General features: G+C 54.8%; 20 protein-coding genes and 1 tRNA gene. 8 read left to right on the top strand and 13 right to left on the bottom strand.

Annotation, left to right across the window (positions count from 1 at the left end; genetic code table 11):
- Positions 1 to 7: 7 nt before the first annotated feature.
- The 9 genes from K8R57_02980 to K8R57_02940 all read right to left on the bottom strand — a co-directional run bounded on the left by K8R57_02980 (position 8) and on the right by K8R57_02940 (position 5,697).
- Positions 8 to 79, bottom strand: a tRNA-Arg gene (locus tag K8R57_02980).
- A 328-nt stretch (positions 80 to 407) separates the two neighbouring features.
- Entirely contained in the window at positions 408 to 890 is a 483-nt protein-coding gene (locus K8R57_02975) for a hypothetical protein (GenBank protein ID MCE9587260.1), read from the bottom strand.
- Positions 891 to 911: 21 nt separating this feature from the next.
- Positions 912 to 1,244: a hypothetical protein gene (locus K8R57_02970; protein MCE9587259.1), complete on the bottom strand. Its 333-nt coding sequence runs from the start codon at positions 1,242 to 1,244 to the stop codon at positions 912 to 914.
- 77 nt (positions 1,245 to 1,321) lie between these two features.
- Positions 1,322 to 1,951 (bottom strand): hypothetical protein, encoded by a 630-nt coding sequence (locus K8R57_02965; protein MCE9587258.1) that lies wholly within the window; start codon positions 1,949 to 1,951, stop codon positions 1,322 to 1,324.
- 274 nt (positions 1,952 to 2,225) lie between these two features.
- Positions 2,226 to 2,621 carry a hypothetical protein gene (locus K8R57_02960; GenBank protein MCE9587257.1) on the bottom strand — a complete coding sequence of 132 codons (396 nt, stop codon included), beginning with the start codon at positions 2,619 to 2,621 and terminating at the stop codon, positions 2,226 to 2,228.
- A 428-nt stretch (positions 2,622 to 3,049) separates the two neighbouring features.
- Entirely contained in the window at positions 3,050 to 4,648 is a 1,599-nt protein-coding gene (locus K8R57_02955) for an AAA family ATPase (protein MCE9587256.1), read from the bottom strand.
- Between the two features lie 57 nt (positions 4,649 to 4,705).
- On the bottom strand, positions 4,706 to 4,852 hold the full coding sequence (locus K8R57_02950) for a helix-turn-helix domain-containing protein (GenBank protein ID MCE9587255.1): 147 nt from the start codon (positions 4,850 to 4,852) through the stop codon (positions 4,706 to 4,708).
- Positions 4,852 to 5,367 carry a hypothetical protein gene (locus K8R57_02945; protein MCE9587254.1) on the bottom strand — a complete coding sequence of 172 codons (516 nt, stop codon included), beginning with the start codon at positions 5,365 to 5,367 and terminating at the stop codon, positions 4,852 to 4,854. Before K8R57_02945 ends, K8R57_02950 begins: the two co-directional genes overlap by 1 nt.
- A gap of 72 nt (positions 5,368 to 5,439) precedes the next feature.
- On the bottom strand, positions 5,440 to 5,697 hold the full coding sequence (locus K8R57_02940) for a hypothetical protein (GenBank protein ID MCE9587253.1): 258 nt from the start codon (positions 5,695 to 5,697) through the stop codon (positions 5,440 to 5,442).
- Positions 5,698 to 5,800: 103 nt separating this feature from the next.
- On the opposite strand from K8R57_02940, the gene K8R57_02935 reads away from it, so the two are divergent.
- Positions 5,801 to 6,637, top strand: a complete 837-nt coding sequence (locus K8R57_02935) for a hypothetical protein (GenBank protein MCE9587252.1) — start codon at positions 5,801 to 5,803, stop codon at positions 6,635 to 6,637.
- Here the strand turns inward: K8R57_02935 and K8R57_02930 are convergent.
- The 4 genes from K8R57_02930 to K8R57_02915 all read right to left on the bottom strand — a co-directional run bounded on the left by K8R57_02930 (position 6,634) and on the right by K8R57_02915 (position 12,402).
- Entirely contained in the window at positions 6,634 to 7,875 is a 1,242-nt protein-coding gene (locus K8R57_02930) for a tyrosine-type recombinase/integrase (protein MCE9587251.1), read from the bottom strand. The two genes, K8R57_02935 and K8R57_02930, sit on opposite strands and share 4 nt — an antisense overlap.
- Before the next feature lie 202 nt (positions 7,876 to 8,077).
- Positions 8,078 to 9,004 (bottom strand): hypothetical protein, encoded by a 927-nt coding sequence (locus K8R57_02925; GenBank protein ID MCE9587250.1) that lies wholly within the window; start codon positions 9,002 to 9,004, stop codon positions 8,078 to 8,080.
- A gap of 121 nt (positions 9,005 to 9,125) precedes the next feature.
- A complete protein-coding gene (locus K8R57_02920) occupies positions 9,126 to 10,667 on the bottom strand; it encodes a sialate O-acetylesterase (protein ID MCE9587249.1) in 1,542 nt (513 codons plus the stop codon).
- A 148-nt stretch (positions 10,668 to 10,815) separates the two neighbouring features.
- The gene (locus K8R57_02915; protein MCE9587248.1) at positions 10,816 to 12,402 is read right to left on the bottom strand and encodes a DEAD/DEAH box helicase; all 1,587 of its coding nucleotides are present in this window, start codon (positions 12,400 to 12,402) and stop codon (positions 10,816 to 10,818) included.
- A gap of 75 nt (positions 12,403 to 12,477) precedes the next feature.
- On the opposite strand from K8R57_02915, the gene K8R57_02910 reads away from it, so the two are divergent.
- The 7 genes from K8R57_02910 (at position 12,478) to hpt (ending at position 20,676) form a co-directional block, all read left to right on the top strand.
- On the top strand, positions 12,478 to 13,779 hold the full coding sequence (locus tag K8R57_02910) for an NAD(P)/FAD-dependent oxidoreductase (GenBank protein ID MCE9587247.1): 1,302 nt from the start codon (positions 12,478 to 12,480) through the stop codon (positions 13,777 to 13,779).
- A gap of 123 nt (positions 13,780 to 13,902) precedes the next feature.
- Positions 13,903 to 14,283, top strand: a complete 381-nt coding sequence (locus tag K8R57_02905; GenBank protein MCE9587246.1) for a four helix bundle protein — start codon at positions 13,903 to 13,905, stop codon at positions 14,281 to 14,283.
- A 26-nt stretch (positions 14,284 to 14,309) separates the two neighbouring features.
- Positions 14,310 to 14,780: a YkgJ family cysteine cluster protein gene (locus K8R57_02900; protein ID MCE9587245.1), complete on the top strand. Its 471-nt coding sequence runs from the start codon at positions 14,310 to 14,312 to the stop codon at positions 14,778 to 14,780.
- Between the two features lie 69 nt (positions 14,781 to 14,849).
- Positions 14,850 to 15,665, top strand: a complete 816-nt coding sequence (locus tag K8R57_02895; protein MCE9587244.1) for a cobalamin biosynthesis protein CbiX — start codon at positions 14,850 to 14,852, stop codon at positions 15,663 to 15,665.
- Positions 15,662 to 18,259: a glycoside hydrolase family 3 C-terminal domain-containing protein gene (locus K8R57_02890; GenBank protein MCE9587243.1), complete on the top strand. Its 2,598-nt coding sequence runs from the start codon at positions 15,662 to 15,664 to the stop codon at positions 18,257 to 18,259. The genes K8R57_02895 and K8R57_02890 overlap by 4 nt, the downstream gene beginning before the upstream one ends.
- A 68-nt stretch (positions 18,260 to 18,327) precedes the next feature.
- On the top strand, positions 18,328 to 19,830 hold the full coding sequence (locus K8R57_02885; protein MCE9587242.1) for an inorganic phosphate transporter: 1,503 nt from the start codon (positions 18,328 to 18,330) through the stop codon (positions 19,828 to 19,830).
- A 297-nt stretch (positions 19,831 to 20,127) separates the two neighbouring features.
- Positions 20,128 to 20,676, top strand: a complete 549-nt coding sequence (gene hpt, locus K8R57_02880; GenBank protein ID MCE9587241.1) for a hypoxanthine phosphoribosyltransferase — start codon at positions 20,128 to 20,130, stop codon at positions 20,674 to 20,676.
- The last annotated feature ends 9 nt before the right edge of the window (positions 20,677 to 20,685 follow it).

Genomic DNA, 20,685 nt, shown 5'->3' with positions numbered 1-20,685 from the left:
AGAAAACTGACCCCGGGTGGAATCGAACCACCATCTAGAGTTTAGGAAACTCCTATTCTTTCCGTTGAACTACGGGGTCAGTTGATTATGAACTACTTACAGAAAGAGGAATCCTAGTTTTTCCCATTTATAAGGGAAAACATAAGGGGCGTTCTATTCCGTTCAAGATAATCCATCGGGGTTGATGATAGACGGAGAATCAAAAAAGGAAAGCATCGAGGAATAGTGAGGGGCGGATTGCTCGGGCCTCCTTGTGTTTCATGGAGAATCAAAGTTGATTCCCTACAGAGTCGAGATTGATTTTTTTGAAAACTGAAAACCCCCGCCAGTTACGGCGAGGGCTTGCAGCCTATGAGTTCGGACACCGCCACACGGCGGGCCGAAGAGAAAGCCAATCAACTAACCCACTAAAAAGTTTCCGTTGCTGATAGAAAACTGATGAAGCCTCCATCCTCGCGGCTGCAAAGATCCTCAAGCTGGCGTGTCGTGCTTGACTGATCGTCCGAGTGCTGGATCTCAATTCCGTACTTGGTGGCTACCTGTGCCAACTCTAAAACATAGTCGGCCTCACGCTGAACCCTGAGGGCTAGGCGATTAATGAGGTGCTGGCGAAACTCCTCCCAGTTGGCTCTACGGAATGCGTCGAGTGCGGCGGAACAGCTGGCCTCCATTGCGGAGAAGTCCCCGTTAATTTTTCCGCCATCTCGGAAGTCTGCATGAAGGGCGATCTCTTCATCGGTCGCGCTGCCGGAGTGGACTACGGCGGTGAGCCTGTCTCTCTCCTCTCTAAACGCTGCTTGGCTCCATTTATCAACTTGGGCTTGGAGTTCTGATTCCCGCTTTACTAGGGCGGCAATGTTCTTCGGGAGGGCTGGGGCTTTGGTGGTCATAGTTTTGGTTTGGTTTTGTGATTACTCCTTACGGGCTAGGGCGAAGATTTCGCTCTTGTGATTCTTGAAAAGTTCCGCGGCGAGCTTCTTGTTGCCGGTCTCGACTGCCTCGACATATGCGGCGGCAGCATTGAAGCGTTTTCCGCTGGGGGCAATGTCTGAGGCGAGCATTCCACTACTCTTCAAAATCGCATTGATTTCAGAATGCAGGGTTTTGATCCGAAGATCCTTGCGAACATACTCTGCCTTCAACTGCTGCTCCTCGCGGCGGAGAGCTTGAAGTTTAACTTTGCTAGCGGCGACTTGCGCGGTGAGCTTAGTCTGTTCTGTTGATGGTGTGGTGAGCTTACTCATTAGATTTCGGGGCTGGGGTTGGAGCTGGTGCGGGGGTTGGCTTATCGGTTGGGAGATTCTGAGTCCCCGGAGGGCCTTTAATTTCCAGCGAGATTTTCGGGATATTGCTGATTGTCATGGTGGGAGTCGTGAGGCGCATTCCTTGGCGGATGAGTCAAATTTTCGGCCTGTCTGACGGCCTTTCGCCTCAAGTTTTTATCAGGATGCAAAGCTGGTTTCCTGCCTGTGCCTCCATGAACGGCGCGGCGCGTCTCCCAACCGGCCTTCACACTTTCTTTATAGCTCTCACGGGCTTGAACTGCCTTCTGTCCCCTAGCATGAAAAAAACCAAGCAGCTCCTCCAAGGATCTGACATGAAAGCTAAGGATCGCCCGGCTAACTTTTAGCTGCTTTGCAATCTCGGAAAGCGGGCGGCTCCCCAGATCATGCCTTTCTGATTGCAACATCCATAGTAAGCAGACGCATCTCAAGCCAAGGGACTGAGCTGTTGAACCGCTTAAGGCCACGGGCAACAAGCTTTCAAGCGTTTGCTTGAGAAGATCCGATGATGCGGATGATCTCCCCTCGCGCTTCCAGTCCCGCTTTAGTCCCTCAGTCTCAGGGGTTGCTGGGTCGAACTCCTCAAGCAGATGTCGGTCGATCTCGTCATAATCGAAGTTGAAGGCTGCAATGCTCGTATCGTTTTCGTATGCGTGAAAGGATTCCATGCTTCACGCGCCGTGTGTCAATCTGCGCGGGGCTGAGGATTGCGCATAGGTCGGTTTTATTTCGTTCGAGGGTCATCATGCCCCGCCGTGGCAACCAGTATTCTGAGGGCCTTTCTGGGAAGCCTGAAATGGCGGTCTGAGCTGCGATCTGCGCGGATGTTTTTGGGGTGGTAGAAGTTGCCACCCCAAAATTCCTATCATCTCTTCCACCCACCTTCTTCTTCTGGAGATTGTAGAGCTTGCCCTGAAGGAGTGCGTGAGTTCCCCGGCCTGCTTAAAGCCTCTCCATGCGATCCATGATCCGATCCATCATCTGATCCGTAAGGCTATCGAGTGAGGCTCTCACTCCCACCTCATCCAAGTTGACCAGCTGCGCAACGGCTTCCTCCCTCATGCGGTTAATCTCCTCAATCCATATCGTCGCCACAGCCTGAGCATCACGGGCGACTTCCTCACGGGTGGTGATCGAGTCTTTCAGTCTTGCGACTTCGATCTTTAGCGAAGCGGCCTTATGCTCGGCAATGTCGGCACAGGCCCGCATCTTTCGGCACAGATGATCGTGAAAAGCAGTCGTGCCGATTCCTAACTTGAAACGCTTGTGGACAGCTTGGCGACTAAGCCCGCTGTATTTTTGCAAGGCTAGCTTTTTGGGGTTGGATTTTCTGGGCATGGAAAAAGTAGATAGGGGGGTGTGGGTAGTTACTGGGTCAAATAGTTGGCGACGATCTCAGCGGTGCTCGCTGGTGAAACAACTAGCTCATTTTGATCCAATTGTTTTTTAGCTTCTGCGATCTCCCTCCTACTTGTTAGGAAACTATTATCATTAAGGAAACCCATAAAGAATGAAGGCCAGTACGCCCAACCTCGGAGTGCTGATGCGTTTAAGATAACTGGAACCACGAGGGGTGGTCTTGCTGGCTTTCAAACCCTAATGATCGTCGAGAACTCCTTACCTAGTATCCGCTGGGGGTTGTCCGTCCGTCCGCTCCCCCTATAGGGAAGCGCGGACGCGGACAAATGACCCCTTTTTCCACGGACAATCCGCGGACAATCCACGGACGGAACAGAGTAAAAAGGATGATTTCTGAAGTCTTTCATCTATTGAATAAGTGCCGTTTTCTGTGCGGACACAAAACCTCTGTGTTTTCCTGAGAATCTGATCTGTTTCTGAGCTTCAGCGGCGGCAATCAGGTCATAGGCTTTTGATCTTCCACACCCTTTTTCCATTACCTTTCCGGCCAATTCCGTCTTGGAGATTCCGTTCGGGTGAAGTGCTTCAACAATCTCGACAACGGCGGAGGTAGTGACGCTGGAAACCTTCTTTCCCGTTTCGCTCAGTCCGGCAATCTTGGCGGCGACATCAACGCTCTTGTCGGGAACGTAAAGCATATGATCCGCCTTTAGTCGGAGTGCCATCGGCTCAATCTCTCGGAAATCGTTATTCTTGCCCGAGGCGAGCCCGATCAGTTCCGGGTCATCTTCACTCAGCGGAGCGATATTGAGAACGGCCCGAGCCCATCCAAGGAGAACCTTGCTGTTTCTTCCAAAGTTGGCGCGATCCAAACCGAAAGCCCCAGCGGCGGCAACCTTACCAGTTCTGGCATGGTGGACGACGACGACGGAACGATCAGAACGGCCATGACGGGCAAGTTGGCCGATAGCGTCGAGGGTTTGGCTCATCCCATCGTCGCTGTTCAAGTCCCCTATTGCAAAATCACGGAGAACATCAAACACAACGACATCCGGGTTATGCTGCTCGATTGCGTCGGCAATTCGGTTGTGTGCCTTATCACTCGACGGACGCATCAGAACATCGTGGGAGTTCTCCAGGGTGTGAAAGACGATCTTTCCGTCAAGGAATGCGATTTCATCCGGCCCGAGGGTCTTTGTCATCTTGGCGAGGTCATGGTGAAGGCGGCGGTTTCCATTCTCAGTCTGAAGGAAAAGCCATTTCGGATTGCCTTGTGTCGGCCATCCAAGGAAAGGAAGCCCCGAGGCGGAGCAAATCGCCAACTGCATGACAAGGCGGCTTTTTCCGATTCCGCCTGATCCCATGATCGCAAGAGATCCCCCTTTTTGGAGATAGCCGTTGCCTAGATACAAGTCGGCATCGTTGAAGGTCATTTTTAGGATCTCGGAAACACTTCGGAAGGTAAGTCCCGAATTACGGAGTTCCTTATCCGCTGTAATCTTTGCCAGTTCGGCAATCTGTCCTTGTGGATAGTCGCCAGCATATGCGGCGGAGATGCTGCGCTCGGCAACCGCTATCACCTCCCTGAGTCGCGACTTTTCCCTTACCTTCTCGGCAAAATAAGAAACGTTCGTCGCTGTGGGAATGAAGGTCTGAAGTCCTGTAATATAGAATGCCCCGCCGACATTCTCGAGTTGCCCCTGATCCGTGATTTCCTGAGTTAAGGGAGTTAGCTCGATAGGCTTCCCGTCCCTCTTCATCCTGAGCATGGTCGAGAAGATCGTCCCGTGTGCAGGATGGTGGAAATCGTTTGGAGTGATCCCCTCGAGGGAGTCCAGACAAGCGGGAGAGAGTAGAACGCTAGAGAGAAGGCCCTTTTCTGAGTCTAGGGCGGCGGGTAAAGATCGTTCCTTGGCCGGGGCTTGCAATGGCATCATCGTGAGGCCCGGACGGGTGAAGCTGATGCTGTGGGGTTTGACTTGCTGTGGCATATGTCTGGTTTTCACGAAAGGCGGCCTCTCTTGCTGGGTGGCCGCCTTTTCGCGTTTGTGGATCTCTCCGAGTTAGGAAAGAAAGGCTTGTAAATCCTCTTTACGGATTCTGAGTGTTTTTCCGACACGGATTGCCGGGAGGGAGCCCCGCTTGATCATTCCGTAAATGGTGCATCGGTGAACCCGTATGAGATGGGCGGCCTCGGAAGGCTTAAACACTAGGGACGTTGTATCGGGTTGGATCTGCATAGAGTTGTTGCCTTTGTCAAACTGAAGCCCTCGCCCTCGGCCAATAATGACCGGGAGCAAGGGCGCGCTTGGCGATCAGATTGCCCGATTAAGAATGCAGGGATTGATTTTTTTCCGTTGTGAATCGCAGTCTTGGATTTCTTAAGTTCGTGATTCTTGACTGCCTCCTGAACCCATGCCCTAAAAGCCAAGCCTTCATTAACGATCATAGATCCACGGGCGATATCCCTCTTGGTCGGCTCATACGTCCTCTTGGATTTCGGTTTCAAGATTTCGACGACAGCTTTGGCGGCCGCAATGAGTGCGCCTTGATGGTCGCGGGCTTCCTCCACAAAATCGTTGCATTGCTCGCAACAAGTAGCTTCGGGCATTGTGTTGAGTGGATCGGGATTGTTCCCCATTTGTCCTTTGATATCCCGCTCGCAGATACAGCAAGTGAAGGGCTGGAACTCTAGCTTTTTTGGTGTCTTGGTTTTCGTTGTCATGGCGTCGGTGTTTTTGGTTATTCCCCAGCGGAAGTGCCGGAGGAAATTTGTTACGGAGGAGGGGGGGGGTTATTAGATGCCCCCCTCGTTCATGAGGCGGGCGAGGTATTGCCTCACGCTTGCGACTTCGATCAGTCGGCGGCCCTTGCTCTTCCCCTCACGTCGAAGATTGACGGAGCGGATACGCTTGCTCTTGATCAACTCAAAAGTCGCGGTTCGGCCGATTGCGAACATCGGCTTCATGGATGGGATCTCGATAAACTCGGGATCGGTGATGCTGGCGGCCTTGACGGCGGCGGTGGTGTATTTTGGGTTAGGATTGTGTGGCATGGGTCAATTTGGTTCGTCTGATTTCCAATTTGTACCCTTTAGCGTGTATTATACACAACCATTTGTTGTTGCTTTTGTTGCTTTGTGTATTTACATACAGCACATGAAAACCACGCAATCTGATCATCCCCTCTACCGCTTGAGATTTGCTCTCGGGCAAATGACCGAAACCGCCTTTGCCGATTTAATCGGTATTCCACGCCACCAAGTCGCCAACATTGAACACGGCCGAAGCAAGGGCGGCTTTGACCTTCAACTCTCGCGCCGCATACAGGCGGCAACGGGCGTTTCTTCTGAATCATTGATGCGGGGCGACAAGCCCTTGATTATGATGAACGGCAAGAAACTTGATCCCGCGGGATTTGAGGCTTGGATCAAACAATCAGTTTCCGAAGAGGATAGGATCTCTCAAAAAGAGGAAGTTGCCTTGCGTTGCCAACTCCTCCTTGATGCGGCGGCCGCGCGCGGCAACGGAGATTTGCGCCGGATGTTCCATCGTCTATGCGGCGCGATTGAGGAGGTGAGAGAGGAAGCGAAAGTGACTTTCTCCGATATTGATTCACAGGCGCGGAAGGGTGCTGAAATAAATGATGGGATAGTAACACGGAGCCAGCTCGACGAACTCATCGGAGATTCGCCCGACTATCAACATTTGCGGAATCAACTTCCCGCCAAGGGGCCAATTAAAACAATGGTTGAGAGCTTTAGGAACTGGGGAGCCCTTGCCGAAAGGGTGGCAATCAAGTTTGGTCACACTACTGACTCGACAGAATCTATTCGCTCAATCTGGCGGATTCAGGCGAAAGATGGAATCTGGCACGAGATCACTATGGAGAAGTTTTACTTTAAAGGACTCGGCAATAGTAACGAGGCGGATCGAGTTTTGAAGGAAATCAAAGGCGGGGCCAAATCCGTAAGGCTCGACGTGGGCTTGGATTAACCAGCTTGAACCTTGCGGCGGGCGGGGCGTTTCTTCTCGGAGACGGGCTCCGGCGCGGGCTCCGGCATTGAATCCATAAGGCTCGGGATCTTGGCAAGGGCGGCCGTTTGAGATTCTGGCCGCATATGCAGATAGGAAAGATGCGCCGTCGAGGTTAACGAGTGCCCCCCCATTAGTCGCCTTTGCTCCGCGCCAATGTCTGCCTCTAGCATTCTCGTGTGAGATAGATGCTTGAAGGAGTGAAAGCTTTTCTTGCGGAACTGGCGGCCCTTCCCCTTTTTCTCGCGCCCGAGCGGAATCACAATCCCCGCCTTTGCCATGATCCGGCCAAACTCGTTGGAGAGCCCTTGATGTCCTCCCGAGACGCGACTGCAAAGCGTAGGGAACAAGGGGTCAGTCGGCTTTCCCTGCTCTTGATCCTTGAGCCATCGGAGGATGTCTTGAGCCATGACCAAAAGGCGCGGGTCTTGATCGAGGTTTCGGGTCTTGGAAGGGAGGTATTTAATAAAGCCCCTTTCGAGATCGAGGTTGCCCCATTTGAGCCTTGCCACATCCCCAAGGCGGATGGAGTGCCATGAGGAAAAGAGTGCGGCTCCCCGCCAATCCCTCGTGCAAACCGAAAGGATCGCTCGGGCCTCATCGTCGGAAAAAGCTTCCCTTGATTCCGATATGCTTGCCCCCCGGAGCGTGACTTTTTTCGGTTGATTCTCGGCAATGTAATCCTCGTTCACCATCCAAGCGAAGGCGGAGCGAAGGATGTTCAAGTATGTCCCGGCCGTAGATTTGCCTTTTCCCTCGGCAAGCTCGTTGTCGTGCCATGCCTCCACATCCTTTTTCGTGATCGTTCGCAACTGCTCCTTGATTCGCTCCGGCGGGAAAAACTCCAAAAAACTAGAAGATGCCTTCTTGTATTTCACAAGGGTTGCAGATGACCAATGTTTCGAGTTTTCCAAGATCCAATTCTTGAAAGCCTCCTCGATAGTAAATCTCTTCAGCTTCCCCATTCCGGCAATCTCAAGAGATCGGTTGACCACGGCCTCGGCTTGATGACGGGTCGCCTCCCCTGACCTAGCGGCGGCGGCGAACTCCTCCCACTCATTCGCAACCCTTAAGGCGTCTTTTTTATTGAGCTGTTTAGTTGAGCGGATTGCCCTCTTTCCGTGAGCGTCTATATATTCGCAAGCATAGAAACGGCTATTGGCGGGGTTGATCCATACGGAGGGCATAAGGGAAAACATAAGGGATCAGACTGATTCGGTCAAGTTCCATTTGGTTCATTTACTCTGTAGAATGGACATTTACACTACCCTAAATAGAAACTCCTATTCTATCCGTTGAACTACGGGGTCTTGGCATCCGAACAGGATGGCTAAGAATCAGAAAATGACAGCTCCGGGATTGCCGGGCAAGCCGGATCACTTCTTAAGGAATAGCGCTTCCTTAATTCAAGCGGGTCAGGAGCGAGCGGATCGTCACCATCAGGATGGGATCCTTGGTTGCGTCAAAGGCATGCTTTGTCGGGCAAAGCGGGTAGAAAACTGGATAAGCGAAACGATAACCCCAGGCGCTCTGGTTCTCGGCCAGTGAGGTTAGGGAAGCGGCACGATCTTGAGGGCTCAGTTCATTTACATAGGAGGAGACCTCGGGAGAGGGCTGGGCACCGAAGGTCGTCGGAAGTTCCACAATCAGCGGAACACGATTGGCGGCCTTGAGAAGATCGATCTGGTGCCTGGAGACCTTGAGATCCCAAGCGCGAACAACAAGATAATCGATTCCTTCCGGAACTAGGGAGAGAGGCCCATCGTATCCGACCATCTGACCTGCGGCATGAGCGGCAGCTATCCCCTGCTCAAAGACTTCGGGATTCACCGTAGTGTCATTAGGAGAGACATAAAACGTCCATGCATCAGGATGAATGCGAGTCGTGATCTCCTTCATGTGCCTGATGATCAGGTCACCCGAACGCTCCTCAGCCGCGTTCAGCACGACATCGAAGCGGCATCCTTTCGAGGAGGCCTGAACAGCAGAGCGGACTGTGGAGAATGCCTCTTCCTCGCTGTGACTCAGTGCCCCATGATCGACGATCCGAAGAAGACCGGTCACAAAACTGGGATGAAGTGAGGCAATCGTCCGGGCCACAGTCACTGGAGTTTGCGACGCATCCCCGAGCGTCCAGATGCCGTCATGAAAGAGTCGTGCCTGGATCACACGCATGAAGAGAGCCTTTTGGGAAATCCTGAGCGATGAAGCAGAGAGAGGCTGATTGATCGTATCTGTCGAGGGAGTCGGCGATGGTAGCCGGAGAGTCGATGGCTTCCCACCGCCTGCGGCCCTCAGACTCTGGAAAGAGAGGAGCAGGAGCAGCATGACTGATACGCGCAGAAGACTCCTCATAGCATCTTTGTGTCAGAAGAACGGTGAGATGGAAAACCTGAAAGCTGAAAGTTGAAACCTGAAGGGTGTTCTGTAAAATCCACGATTGGGTTTTTTACTCCGGTTGATCTGTGTCGGAGCGGAAGGGAGCTGCGGGAAGCCCTTCCTTATTGTAGAGTGTCCCTTTTGGGAAACCTCTCCATCCATACCGGACGGACTTGGGATGGGGAACGGCATCACTCCAAAGCAAAACCGTGTCGCCCTCGATACGTCCTTGGGCCGGGAACCACTTGCGGTCGCTGCCCGCAAGCGCGAATCCCTTGAGAGAAGTGACAAGTGATGGGGAAAAGCCCTCCGATTTCCAAGGAGAGACACCCAACACAAGACCTCCCCCCACAGAGTCAAAATCAACCCGGACTTTATCGTTACCCCCATCCTTACCCTTCTCTACGTTCATCCCGCGATAGAGAGGGCCCGAATCCACGATCTCCTCTCCATAAACACGGTGCCGGGCCAGCAGGGCCAGACGTCTCCCCACATCCAGCTTGTCAGGAGGAATCCTCTCGTCCGCGATACCGAGATCACTGGCCTGGGCCATCCCGGTGAATGGCAGAGAGAGTGAACAGGCAGTTCCCTCCCTGAGCCAGGGCAGCGCGCGACCCAGTGCCGGGTTACCAGTCTGAGCATGATAGCTCTCGACGGCTGAACCCTCCTCATTCCCAAATCCGGCTTGTGACACAAAATAAAAGGGGATGGGTCCCTCCCCCCATCTCTCTCTCCAGTCACGGATCATACGGGGAAGAATACGACGGTACTGCAGGGCAGCGCTCCCCTCATCAGACTCGCCCTGATACCAAATAATCCCAGCAATGCCGTAGGGGATGAGCGGATGGATTAGTTGCTCGAAACACAAGCCGCGTTGGGAATTTCGTGTCTCTCGATCCGGAGATGGGGAGATGGAGGGTGGCTTGGTAAGCCCGCGCTGACTGATCCAGGAGCCGATGGGCGAGTCCTCGCTTGTGCACTGGATCATCCCTATCGGAAGGTGATGGGAAGTTCTCAGGTCTCTCGCAAAGAAATATCCCACGGCGGAGAAAGCGGGGGCGCTCTCGGGGGAGCAGACAACCCATCGCCCTTTTCTCGGAACGGCTTGTGTTCCGACTTGAGTCCCATGAGCATTCTTCAGCTCAACGGTGTTTTCGTACTGAAAAAAACGTAGCTTCTCATCAGCGATTTTCTCATCCGATTCCTTGCCGACAGTCGCATCGGAAAGGGAGAAGGCCATATTCGCCTCGCCGGCACAGAGCCAGACATCGCCCACGATGACATCATGGAGTTCCAAGCGGTTGTTTCCATTGATCACCATGACCAAGGGGGCGGATGATGATAGCAATGGACGCAAGGTGATCCTCCATTTTCCAGATGCATCGGCCACAGTCTCCTCGGAGAGATTACCGACTGAGAGGGAGACATGTTCGCCAGGCGAGGCTGAACCCCACACAGGAAGAGTCACTCCCTGCTGAAGCACCATGTGATCGCCAAAAATCGGCGGCATCGAGACATCCGCGTGAAGACCCATTCCAGAGAGCCAGAGAAATACAAAAAACTCGCGCAGAGGCGCAGAGGCGCAGAGGGATTTAAGACAGATCCCTTTCATGTTTTCCCCAAAGCTCTTGAGTTGGCATCTCTGGCCGTTTCTTCGCGCCTGGTTCTTCTGATTTGCTTGCTTGGCCGTTGCTACGCATCCGATGCATCCAGATTAAAAAACTCCGCGCCTCTGCGCCTCTGCGCGAGTCATCGGTTCACTATCTTGAACCCCGATCCTTCTTGAATCCCTTGGCGAACTTGCTGGGCTTTCCTTTCTCAAAGGGAGCCTTGAAAGAAGGCTTAAATGAAGGCTTCACCGCAGGTTTAAAGCCCGGCTTCGCACCCCCTCCCGAAGAACCCTGAGCTGCGTAGGGCGAGACAATACCTGTCTCACGCGGCTGGAAGTTCCCTTTCTTGAAACCCTTTGGCTGGGCGAATCCCTCATGGTCTGGCAACTCAATGGGGAACTCGCTCTTGCCAGAAACTTTCGGCGCTGAGAAGGACTCTTCTCCGCCGCTCTGACCAAGCAGAAGTGAGAAGAGAGCGGAGCAGACCTCCGTAGCCTGGAAACCTTCTTCCATTAACCGGTCGGTGAACTGGGTCTGGTCGGTGAAATTCCGCGAGGCCAAAAGGGCCTGAACCTTCCCGAACATCTGCTCGGAACGCTTTCCCTCCACCTCGGAAGAGGTTGGGATATTCGCTCTGCGAATACGTGAGTGGGTGAACTTCTCGAGATACTGGATCTTGTAGATATCGCGGCCTGTGACGAAGGTCGCAGCCATTCCCTTGCGGCCGGCACGACCGGTGCGGCCGATACGATGGACGTAATCCTCGGGATCATGCGGAAGGTCGTAGTTGATCACTACCTCCAGGGCATCAACATCGATGCCTCGGGCGGCGACATCGGTGGCTACCAGGAACTCAAACTCGGAGTTCTTGAACTTGTTCATGACACGCGTGCGCTGGGCCTGGGTAATGCCACCATGGAGGCGGTCTGCCGAGAATCCCTGCGCCAGCAAGGCATCGGCAAGCTCGTCCACCATGCGCTGGGTGTTGCAGAAAATAATGCCGAGTCGAAAGGCGTGAAAGTCCACCAGACGAATCAGGGCCTGGGTCTTGCCGCGGGGCGGGATCTCGTAGAAGAACTGCTCGATGTCAGGAGCGGCAACATCCTTTCGCTCGATCGCGACAGTCTTGGCATCGCGGGAGTAGCGGCTGATGAGCTGCTTGATCGGACCTGAGAGAGTGGCGGAGAAGAAGACCGTCTGACGCTCATCGGGCGTCGCATCCAGGATCTTCTGGATATCGTCGCGGAAACCCATATCGAGCATGCGGTCGGCCTCGTCCAAGATCGCGACCTTGAGCTGATCCAGCTTGAGGGTGCCGCGCTCAAGATGGTCGATGATGCGTCCGGGGGTGCCGATGACGATCTGAACACCTTTCTTGAGCTCAAAAAGCTGACGGTCATAGGAGGCGCCACCATAGATGGGCACCGAGTGGATAGAGCGCTTGAAGGCAGTCAAGCGGTGCACCTCGTCGGCGACCTGCTCGGCGAGTTCGCGGGTGGGACAAAGAATCAGGACCTGAACGGCCTTGCTCGCGGGGTCAACTTTTTCGATCGCAGGAATTGCAAATGCTGCCGTCTTCCCGGAGCCTGTCTGAGACTGTCCCACCAGATCTCCGCCTTCCATCAGGACCGGAATAGCGGCTGACTGAATCGGCGTGGCCTCCTCAAAGCCAAGCTGGGCGACTGCCTTGAGGATTTCAGGTGAGAGCCCAAGGCTGTCGAAGCGGTGTTTTTCCATAAGGCAAGGAATCTACGCACTAAAGACGCCCAAGTCACCAAGGAACGGACGGGAGAGAAGGATGAATTATGAGTGATGAAGTATAAAAGTCCTGGCAATCGCGCCTTTTTCACTCACCAACTCATCCCTCATACTTCAGCATTCATACTTTCCCTTGTTCCACACGCAGCCCCCCTCTGTCATGACTATCTGGTGAGCACGGAGATACCCGAACAGTATGATGTCATTGTGATTGGCGGTGGTGGTGGTGGTATGTTCTGCGCCTTCACAGCGGCGAATCGTGGAAAGAGGGTCCTTCTTCTGGAACACAACGAACGGCTTGGAAAGAAGATCGAGATCTCCGGCGGCGGACGCTGTAACTTCACCAATATTAACGCCTCCGCAGAGAACTACCTCTCCGAGAACCCAGACTTCTGCAAATCGGCACTGGCCCGCTACACCCCCTGGGACTTCATCGGGCTCGTAGAAAAGCATGGCATCGCCTACCATGAAAAAAAGCTGGGACAGCAGTTCTGCGACGGCAGTTCGCGTCAGATCATCGGAATGTTAGAGAGCGAATGCCGCGAAGCCGGAGTCAGGGTCCTCTCCCACTGCGATGTCCGTGAGGTGGAAAAGAGAGACAAGTTCGTTATTCACACATCCCGGGGAACCTTTCAATCCGATGCCTTGGTCATGGCCACTGGAGGGCTCTCCTTTCCAAAGCTCGGCGCGAGTGATCTCGGCTATCGGATCGCCCGGAAGTTCGGAATCGGAGTGACGGAACTCCGCCCAGGGCTCGTTCCCCTCACCTTCCAATCCTCGGAAAAAAACTTTTACGAACCACTTGCAGGGGTGGCTCTCCTAGTGCGAATCACTGCCGGAGGCCGTCGATTCGAGGAGGCCATGCTCTTCACCCATCGAGGACTCAGCGGCCCGGCAGCCCTCCAGATCTCCTCTTATTGGGATGGAACTTCCCCTCTCGCAATCAACCTTCTCCCTGAGAAAACAGATTCGGAGGCTTTCGCGTCAACAATCCGCAGCGGCACAACGGCATTGCAGAGTCTTTCCAAAATCTGGCCGCGGCGCTTTGCCGAGTCATGGTGTTCTAGGAATGCACCCGAGAAGCCACTTGCAAGTTGCAGCAAGGAGGAGATTGAGAGACTCGATGCATCGCTTCATGGATGGAAGCAGTCCTTCTCCGGGACGGAGGGATATCCGAAGGCGGAGGTCACCTGCGGCGGTATCGACACCGGCGAACTCTCTTCCAAGACAATGGAATCAAGAAAGGTTCCGGGCCTTTATTTCATCGGTGAAGTTGTGGATGTCACGGGCTGGCTAGGCGGCTATAACTTCCAATGGGCCTGGGCCAGTGCCAGTGCCTGCGGTACAGCAATCTGAAGAAAGGATGAATTAAGAATTATGAAGGATGAAACAAGCCGCTCGGGAGCGGCGCGTAAGACTGCGACTCAGGAGCAGCCCATTAGGGCGGCACAGCTTTGCGGGGGCAAAGTGCCGTCAATGATGAATGATGAAAAGAAACCAGCCGCCGACCTATCCGCTAGGACGAAGACATTCGCCCTGAGGGTGATCAGGCTCTATAGCGCCCTTCCGAAAAACACCCTGGCACAAACTCTGGGAAAACAGGTTCTGAGATCCGGTACTTCCGTGGGAGCGAATTATCGTGAAGCCAATCGATCACGATCGAGAAACGAGTTCATTGCCAAGATCGGGGATTGCCTGAAAGAACTCGATGAAACCGCATACTGGTTGGATTTGCTGGTTGAATCAGACATTCTTCCGCTTCTGAAAACCAAGGAACTCAGCAGGGAATGTGATGAGCTCATCGCCATCCTGACGACGATTTCAAAGAGAACCAAGGCTTCAACCCTTCATCATTCATAATTCATCCTTCATAATTTTCCTTCCCGATGCGCCGCCGCAATCCCCACAAGACTTCCGATCCTCGTCGCGATACCGAGGAGGCTATTGCCGGTGTCCGTCAGATCTATGCGGAACTCAAGGCTAACCCTCCCGAGCGTAACTGTACCCTGCTGACCGAGTGCTGCCGTTTTCAACTCACGGGGGCGACTCCCGTCCTGACCAAGGGAGAGGCACTCACGGCAGCTAAGGCTGTTCGCGCCGCGGGTAGAAAGGAATTACCGAAGCGCGAGGATGGAGCCTGTCCGCTGCTTCACCCCTACACGTCACGCTGCATGATCTACGAGGGACGACCCTTCGGATGCCGCACCCATTTCTGCGAAGCCGCAGGAGGTCCCTATACCAGAAAGGAAGTCACCGAGTGGATCCACCGCCTCGAGGAGATCGACGCTCGAATCGGGGGGGATGGGGGTCGTGACATCACCGTGGCCATCCGGGATGCGCTGGAAGACTTGAAATAGAAGTTGGAAGCAGGAGAGTTCAGGCTTGATTCCCTTGCTCCTTTTTTTCTGACAATTATTCTTCCAGAAATGGAGAAGCGCCCCAGCACAACACTCGTGATCGTCGGTCACGGATCGACGACCAATCCGGATTCCAGCGAGCCCAATCACCGTCTCGCCGATGCCATCCGTGAGCGGGGCATCTTCGACCAGGTCCTCTGCTGTTTCTGGAAAGAGGAGCCCTCCATGAGGGAGATCCTGCACTCGGTCTCTTCCCCGGATGTCTACATTGTGCCGAATTTTATCAGCGAGGGATACTTCACCCAGACCGTGATCCCAAGAGAACTGGAACTCGAAGGCCCCCTCACCCAACGCAACGGAATGACCATTCGCTACTGCGAGCCGGTCGGCAACCATCCATCTATGACCGAAGTGCTGCTCAAGCGCGCGCGCGAAACGGCTCCAGGAGTCCCAACCAAGGAAACCAGTCTGCTGATCGTCGGCCACGGGACTAATCTGAACGACAACTCCGCCAAAGCGGCAAAGACCCAAGTCAGACTCCTTTCCGAGCTCGGTCTCTATGCGGAGGTACTCCCTACATACATGGAGGAGGCCCCCTTGATCAACGACTGGGCCGCCATGACAAGCCAACAGAATGTCGTCGTGATCCCCTTCTTTATCAGCGACGGACTCCATAGCTATCAGGATATTCCCGTGCTGCTTGGCATCCGTGAGGAGGTCGGTCCGGCCGCAAGCCAGTCGGATGTCTTTCAGTCCAATCCTCATAATCTGCAGGGCAAGGAGCTCTACTATGGCAGCGCGATCGGCACCGATCCGATGATGGCCGATGTGATACTCGATCAGGTTGCGGCCTTCGATGCATCCGCCCCCGTGACCGAATCATGAGGCTCCTTGCCGGAATCCTTGCAGCACTGCTTTCCACAGTCTCGCTGCACGCCTCCGTTAAGGGATCCGAGACACCTGCAACACATCACTATCCGACCGGCGATCGTGCCGCCGCGATCGAACGACGGGTGGAGCATTTGCTTGGTAAACTCACGGAGGAGGAGAAGATCAGCCTCCTTGCCGGTGACGGCAACGACGGCATGTCGACGATCGCCATTCCCCGACTCGGCATCCCGAAGCTCGTCATGGCCGACGGCCCCCAAGGGGTGCGTGCCCACGGTCCTGCCTGCTCTTTCCCGAGCGGGATCGCCCTTGCAGCCACATGGGATCCGAAGCTCGCCTTCCGTTACGGCGAGGCGTTGGGCCGTGAAGCCCGTGCCCGTGGCATCCATATCCAGCTCGGCCCGGGGGTGAACATCGCACGCACACCGCTCAACGGTCGCAACTTCGAGTATTTCGGCGAGGATCCCTTCCTGACCGGAAAGCTCTCCTCGGAATGGATCCGGGGGCTCCAGAGCCAGGGAGTCGCGGCAACAGTGAAGCACTATGTCGGCAACGACACCGAATGGAGACGCATGGAGATCGAGTCGATCATGAACGAGCAGACACTTCGTGAGATCTATCTTCATCCCTTCCTCAAGGCAGTGGAGAACGGTGGAGTCTGGTCGGTGATGTCGGCCTACAACAAGCTCAACGGTTTTCCCAGCACCTCCAACAAGCAGTTGCAGGAGGAGATCCTCAAGAAGGAATGGGGATTCCCCGGGCTTGTGATGTCGGATTGGTGGGCGACCGACTCCGTCGACTCGATTGCCAGGGGACTCGACCTGGAAATGCCGATGGCCTACCGCGTGACCAAGGAAAGCGTCTCCAAGGCACTCCGGGAGGGACGGCTCTCGAGCGAGCGGATCGACGATGCAGTTCGCAGGCTGCTGCGCATGGCCGTCTCGATGGGATTCCTCGACAGGGAGCAGCGCAGGAAGGACCTGCCTCTCGATTCCCCGGCAAACTCTGCCCTTGCCCTCGAAGTGGCGACCAAGTCGATCGTTCTGCTCAAGAATGATCCCGCGCTCCTTCCGCTCGACAAGGGAAAGATGCATCGCGTGGTCGTCTATGGTCCGAATGCCCAGGACACCCCGGCCGTGGGTGGAGGAAGCGGCGGAGTCACTCCGTTCAGGAAGGTCAGCTTTCTGGAGGGAATTCGCAAGGCCCTGCCTGAGGGAACGGAGGTCTTCTACGCGCCGACCCGGATCAAAAAACCTTTCTCGGTCTTCGACTTCCTCGAATACGGAAAGCCGGTTCCCATCCCGCCGAGGATCACCGGCATCAGGAAGATGACGAGCATCGACCAACCCAACTTCACCAGGGTCACCACCTCGAGGGAACGGACGATCGGGATCTCATGGGGAAAGAACTCCCCCCCGGAGGATGTCCCCAAGGGGCGCGAGGCACGCATCACCTGGGATGCCGAAATAGAGGTTCCACAGGGAGGGATCTACGAACTCGTCGCCGAGGGACATCCGGAGATCCGCCTCGGAGACCGCGAACTCGGTAATCCCGACAGCTATGTCATGACCCTTGAACAAGGGAGCCGCATTCCCCTGAAAATCACCGCTAGCGAAGTGGGGCGCGGGAGCGGCAGGGTCTCCGTGAAGATCATTCCCGTGGCCGAGGAGGCGACCGGATTGTTCCCGGCCAAGAGTGCCGATGCCGCCGTGGTCTGCGTAGGCCTGACACCGGAGGTTGAGGGAGAGGGTTTCGACCGGGGGTTTGCCCTGCCGATCAGCCAGCAGCTTCTCATCAAGCAGGTCTGCGAAGCGAATCCCCGTACCATCGTCGTCTTGAGCGGCGGGGCGGGCGTCGATATGCGCCCGTGGATCGGCAAGGTGCCCGCGGTGCTTCAGTCATGGTATCTCGGACAGGAAGCGGGGACAGCCCTCGCCTCGGTGCTCTTCGGTGATGCCAATCCCTCGGGTCACCTTCCCTGCACCTTCGACCGAACGATCGATGAGAACCCCGCCTTCCGCCATTACCCGGGAACTTTCCCGAAAGGGAAGGAGTGGCCCGTGGTGGACTACCATGAGGGCATCTTTTATGGATACCGAGGCTATGATCGATCGGGCCACGAACCGCTGTTCCCATTCGGATTTGGACTGAGTTACACGAATTTTGATCTCTCGGGACTCACCGCAAGTCCCACTGCAGATGGACACACCATGACTGTTAATGTGGCGAATACTGGTACCCGCTCCGGAGCTGCCGTCATTCAGCTCTACATAAGCCTGACAGGAGAATCGACTCTGCGACCCCTCCGTGAGCTGAAGGGATTCCAACGAGTCGAGTTGAATTCCGGGGACTCGAAAAGAATTACGATCTCCCTCCCCGACAGCTCACTCATGTACTGGCATCCGGTAAAGAACCAGTGGGTCATGCCTGAGGGACAGGTCTCCGTCGAAGTGGGGTTCTCCGAAGGCGACATCCGGATGAAAGCGCTACTTCCTAAAATCGAACCTCCAAAGTTGGAGTCACTGAAGTCAGACCCTTTAGAATCTACGCCCTTGGGATCAGGGCCGTCACTCAGCACAAACGCTCCGTGACGAAAATGTAACCTAAAGATGAAAGAAGGGGCTTAACGAAGCTCTTGCTCCTCCTCTAGATTTTCCTAATGCATCCATTCATTGCTGATTTTGCGTCTGTCAGTCTTGGAACATGGGCTCTGCTGGGATTGGCGCTTCTGCTGGCGCTGGCCTTCGAGTTTGCCAATGGTTTCCATGACACGGCGAACGCCGTAGCCACCGTTATCTACACCCATACGCTTCCCGCAGTTCCAGCCGTAATCTGGTCCGGATTCTTCAACTTCCTCGGAGTGCTCACCTCCACGGGAGCTGTGGCCTTCAGCATTGTGAATCTGCTCCCAGTCGAACTGGTAATCCATGTGGGATCGGCTGCCGGATTCGCCATGGTCTTCTCGCTTCTGGTCTCGGCGATCGTCTGGAATGTCGGCACCTGGTACTTCGGACTTCCCGCTTCCAGCTCCCACACTCTCATCGGCTCCATCATCGGCGTCGGTATTGCCAATGCCCTGATGAGCGACTCCCACTTTTGGGGCGACGGGGTGAACTGGGCCAAGGCCAAGGATGTCGGCATGGCGCTCCTGATCTCCCCTGTCATCGGATTCTGCATGGCGGCCCTTCTGCTGATCGTCATGAAGATCATCATCAAGAATCCCAAGCTCTACTCGACTCCCGACGCCAATCACCCGCCACCGGGATGGATCCGCGCCCTGCTCATGTTCACTTGCACAGGGGTGAGCTTTGCCCACGGCTCCAACGACGGCCAGAAAGGCATGGGACTGATCATGCTGATCCTGGTCGGCATCCTTCCCACAACTTACGCACTGAAGAGCGAGAGCACCTTTGCCGAGATCACGTCCCTCCGTTCGGAGCTCACCGCCTCGATCTCCTACGCATCAGCCCACGCCACCGGGGCGAACACCTCCACGGTGAATGCCGATCCAGGGCAGGTCATCACCTCTTTCCTCAGGGGCTCCCACTCCACGACACCCGAGCTCTTTGCCGCGATCGGTGTCATTGCTGAAAAATCCGAGACCGCGCTTGGCGGCTTCGAGTCGCTGAATCAGATTCCACAAGACAAACGCGGAGGACTCCGATCCGACCTTTATCTGCTCTCCTCCGTCTCTTCGAAGCTGGCAAAGAATCATCAGCTGGATTCCCCGGCGGCGGAGAAAGAGGCTAAGCAACTCACGGCCAGCATCAACGGTGTCACGAACTTCATCCCCATCTGGGTAAAGGTTGCCGTGGCTCTCGCTCTGGGCTGCGGAACAATGATTGGCTGGAAACGTATCGTGGTGACTGTCGGTGAGAAGATCGGCAAAACCCACATGACCTATGGACAGGGGGCGGCCGCGGAACTCGTCGCCATGATCACCATCAGCTTGGCTGATGTGCTTGGACTGCCTGTCAGCACAACCCATGTCCTCTCATCGGGAGTTGCTGGAACCATGGCCGCCAATGGCTCCGGTCTCCAGATGGCGACCGTGCGGAATATTCTCATGGCCTGGGTCCTGACCCTTCCTGTCTGTGTATTCCTCGGAGCGGGCCTCTTCGCACTCGGTCTCAATCTGATCGCCAGGCTCGGATTCCAGTAAGAGCAATCACATCATTCGTTTTTCAAAAGCTGCTTGATCGCGGCTTTTGAAGCGGACGCATTGGTTTTCTAGGTAGCTTTATAGGCGACAAAAAATACATGAACTCGCGCGGAGGCGCGGAGAACGCAGAGTTTTTCCCAAGGGAGATTTTTAAGGATAACCTTCTTACAAACCATACTTTCATGAATAAAGATCGTTATACCTCTATCTTTATCCTCTGCGTTCTCCGCGTCTCTGCGCGATATATTCCGATTCTTTCTTTCTGAAATGTTTCAGAATAATTCAAACATGCTTTAAATGCCTACAGTTTCAGAAATCCCCTTAGAAATCCCACGGGAAGTCCCGCCTGCGATCCTGCTTGATCGCGCGGCCATTTATCGCCGAGTTGCAGAACTCGGTGTTCAGATCTCCGAGGAACTCGCCTCGAGCGACCTCAGCGTCATGCCAGTCATGGATGGGGGGATGATCTTCGCGGCCGATCTCGTGAGGGAAATTCATCTTCCGCTCATTATCAAGCCGATCAAGGCCTCCAGTTACAGTGATAAGACCACCAGTTCCGGCACTGTCTCTCTCCCTTGGGGGATCCCCGAGGGTATCGGCGGAAAGGATCTACTGCTTGTCGACGATATCCTGGACACAGGAAAAACCCTGGAAGTCTTGAAGGAACGCCTGATGGAGAATGGAGCGAGGAGCGTCCGTAGCTGCGTCCTCCTTCGCAAAAAATCCTCCGTCCAACTTGCCGCAGATTACATGGGATTTGATATCCCAGACCAATTTGTCGTCGGCTACGGACTCGACTACGCCGGCCTCTACCGGAATCTTCCTTATATCGGAGTGGTTTCCTGAACAACCGGA

This window comes from Verrucomicrobiota bacterium, assembly GCA_021413925.1.
In the GTDB taxonomy this organism is placed as follows: Bacteria; Verrucomicrobiota; Verrucomicrobiia; order Chthoniobacterales; family UBA6821; genus UBA6821.
This window is presented reverse-complemented; position numbering and strand designations above follow the sequence as displayed.

Bases quoted from the DNA above. Each gene is read 5' to 3' on its own strand.
- K8R57_02915 (MCE9587248.1), bottom strand. From the start codon at position 12,402: ATGGAAAAACACCGCTTCGACAGCCTTGGGCTCTCACCTGAAATCCTC.
- K8R57_02935 (MCE9587252.1), top strand. From the start codon at position 5,801: ATGAAAACCACGCAATCTGATCATCCCCTCTACCGCTTGAGATTTGCT.
- K8R57_02975 (MCE9587260.1), bottom strand. From the start codon at position 890: ATGACCACCAAAGCCCCAGCCCTCCCGAAGAACATTGCCGCCCTAGTA.
- K8R57_02960 (MCE9587257.1), bottom strand. From the start codon at position 2,621: ATGCCCAGAAAATCCAACCCCAAAAAGCTAGCCTTGCAAAAATACAGC.
- K8R57_02910 (MCE9587247.1), top strand. From the start codon at position 12,478: ATGAAGTATAAAAGTCCTGGCAATCGCGCCTTTTTCACTCACCAACTC.
- K8R57_02945 (MCE9587254.1), bottom strand. From the start codon at position 5,367: ATGACAACGAAAACCAAGACACCAAAAAAGCTAGAGTTCCAGCCCTTC.
- K8R57_02925 (MCE9587250.1), bottom strand. From the start codon at position 9,004: ATGCTGCTCCTGCTCCTCTCTTTCCAGAGTCTGAGGGCCGCAGGCGGT.
- K8R57_02885 (MCE9587242.1), top strand. From the start codon at position 18,328: ATGCATCCATTCATTGCTGATTTTGCGTCTGTCAGTCTTGGAACATGG.
- K8R57_02900 (MCE9587245.1), top strand. From the start codon at position 14,310: ATGCGCCGCCGCAATCCCCACAAGACTTCCGATCCTCGTCGCGATACC.
- K8R57_02890 (MCE9587243.1), top strand. From the start codon at position 15,662: ATGAGGCTCCTTGCCGGAATCCTTGCAGCACTGCTTTCCACAGTCTCG.
- K8R57_02905 (MCE9587246.1), top strand. From the start codon at position 13,903: ATGAATGATGAAAAGAAACCAGCCGCCGACCTATCCGCTAGGACGAAG.
- K8R57_02965 (MCE9587258.1), bottom strand. From the start codon at position 1,951: ATGGAATCCTTTCACGCATACGAAAACGATACGAGCATTGCAGCCTTC.
- K8R57_02895 (MCE9587244.1), top strand. From the start codon at position 14,850: ATGGAGAAGCGCCCCAGCACAACACTCGTGATCGTCGGTCACGGATCG.
- K8R57_02920 (MCE9587249.1), bottom strand. From the start codon at position 10,667: ATGAAAGGGATCTGTCTTAAATCCCTCTGCGCCTCTGCGCCTCTGCGC.
- K8R57_02970 (MCE9587259.1), bottom strand. From the start codon at position 1,244: ATGAGTAAGCTCACCACACCATCAACAGAACAGACTAAGCTCACCGCG.
- hpt (MCE9587241.1), top strand. From the start codon at position 20,128: ATGCCTACAGTTTCAGAAATCCCCTTAGAAATCCCACGGGAAGTCCCG.
- K8R57_02940 (MCE9587253.1), bottom strand. From the start codon at position 5,697: ATGCCACACAATCCTAACCCAAAATACACCACCGCCGCCGTCAAGGCC.
- K8R57_02930 (MCE9587251.1), bottom strand. From the start codon at position 7,875: ATGTTTTCCCTTATGCCCTCCGTATGGATCAACCCCGCCAATAGCCGT.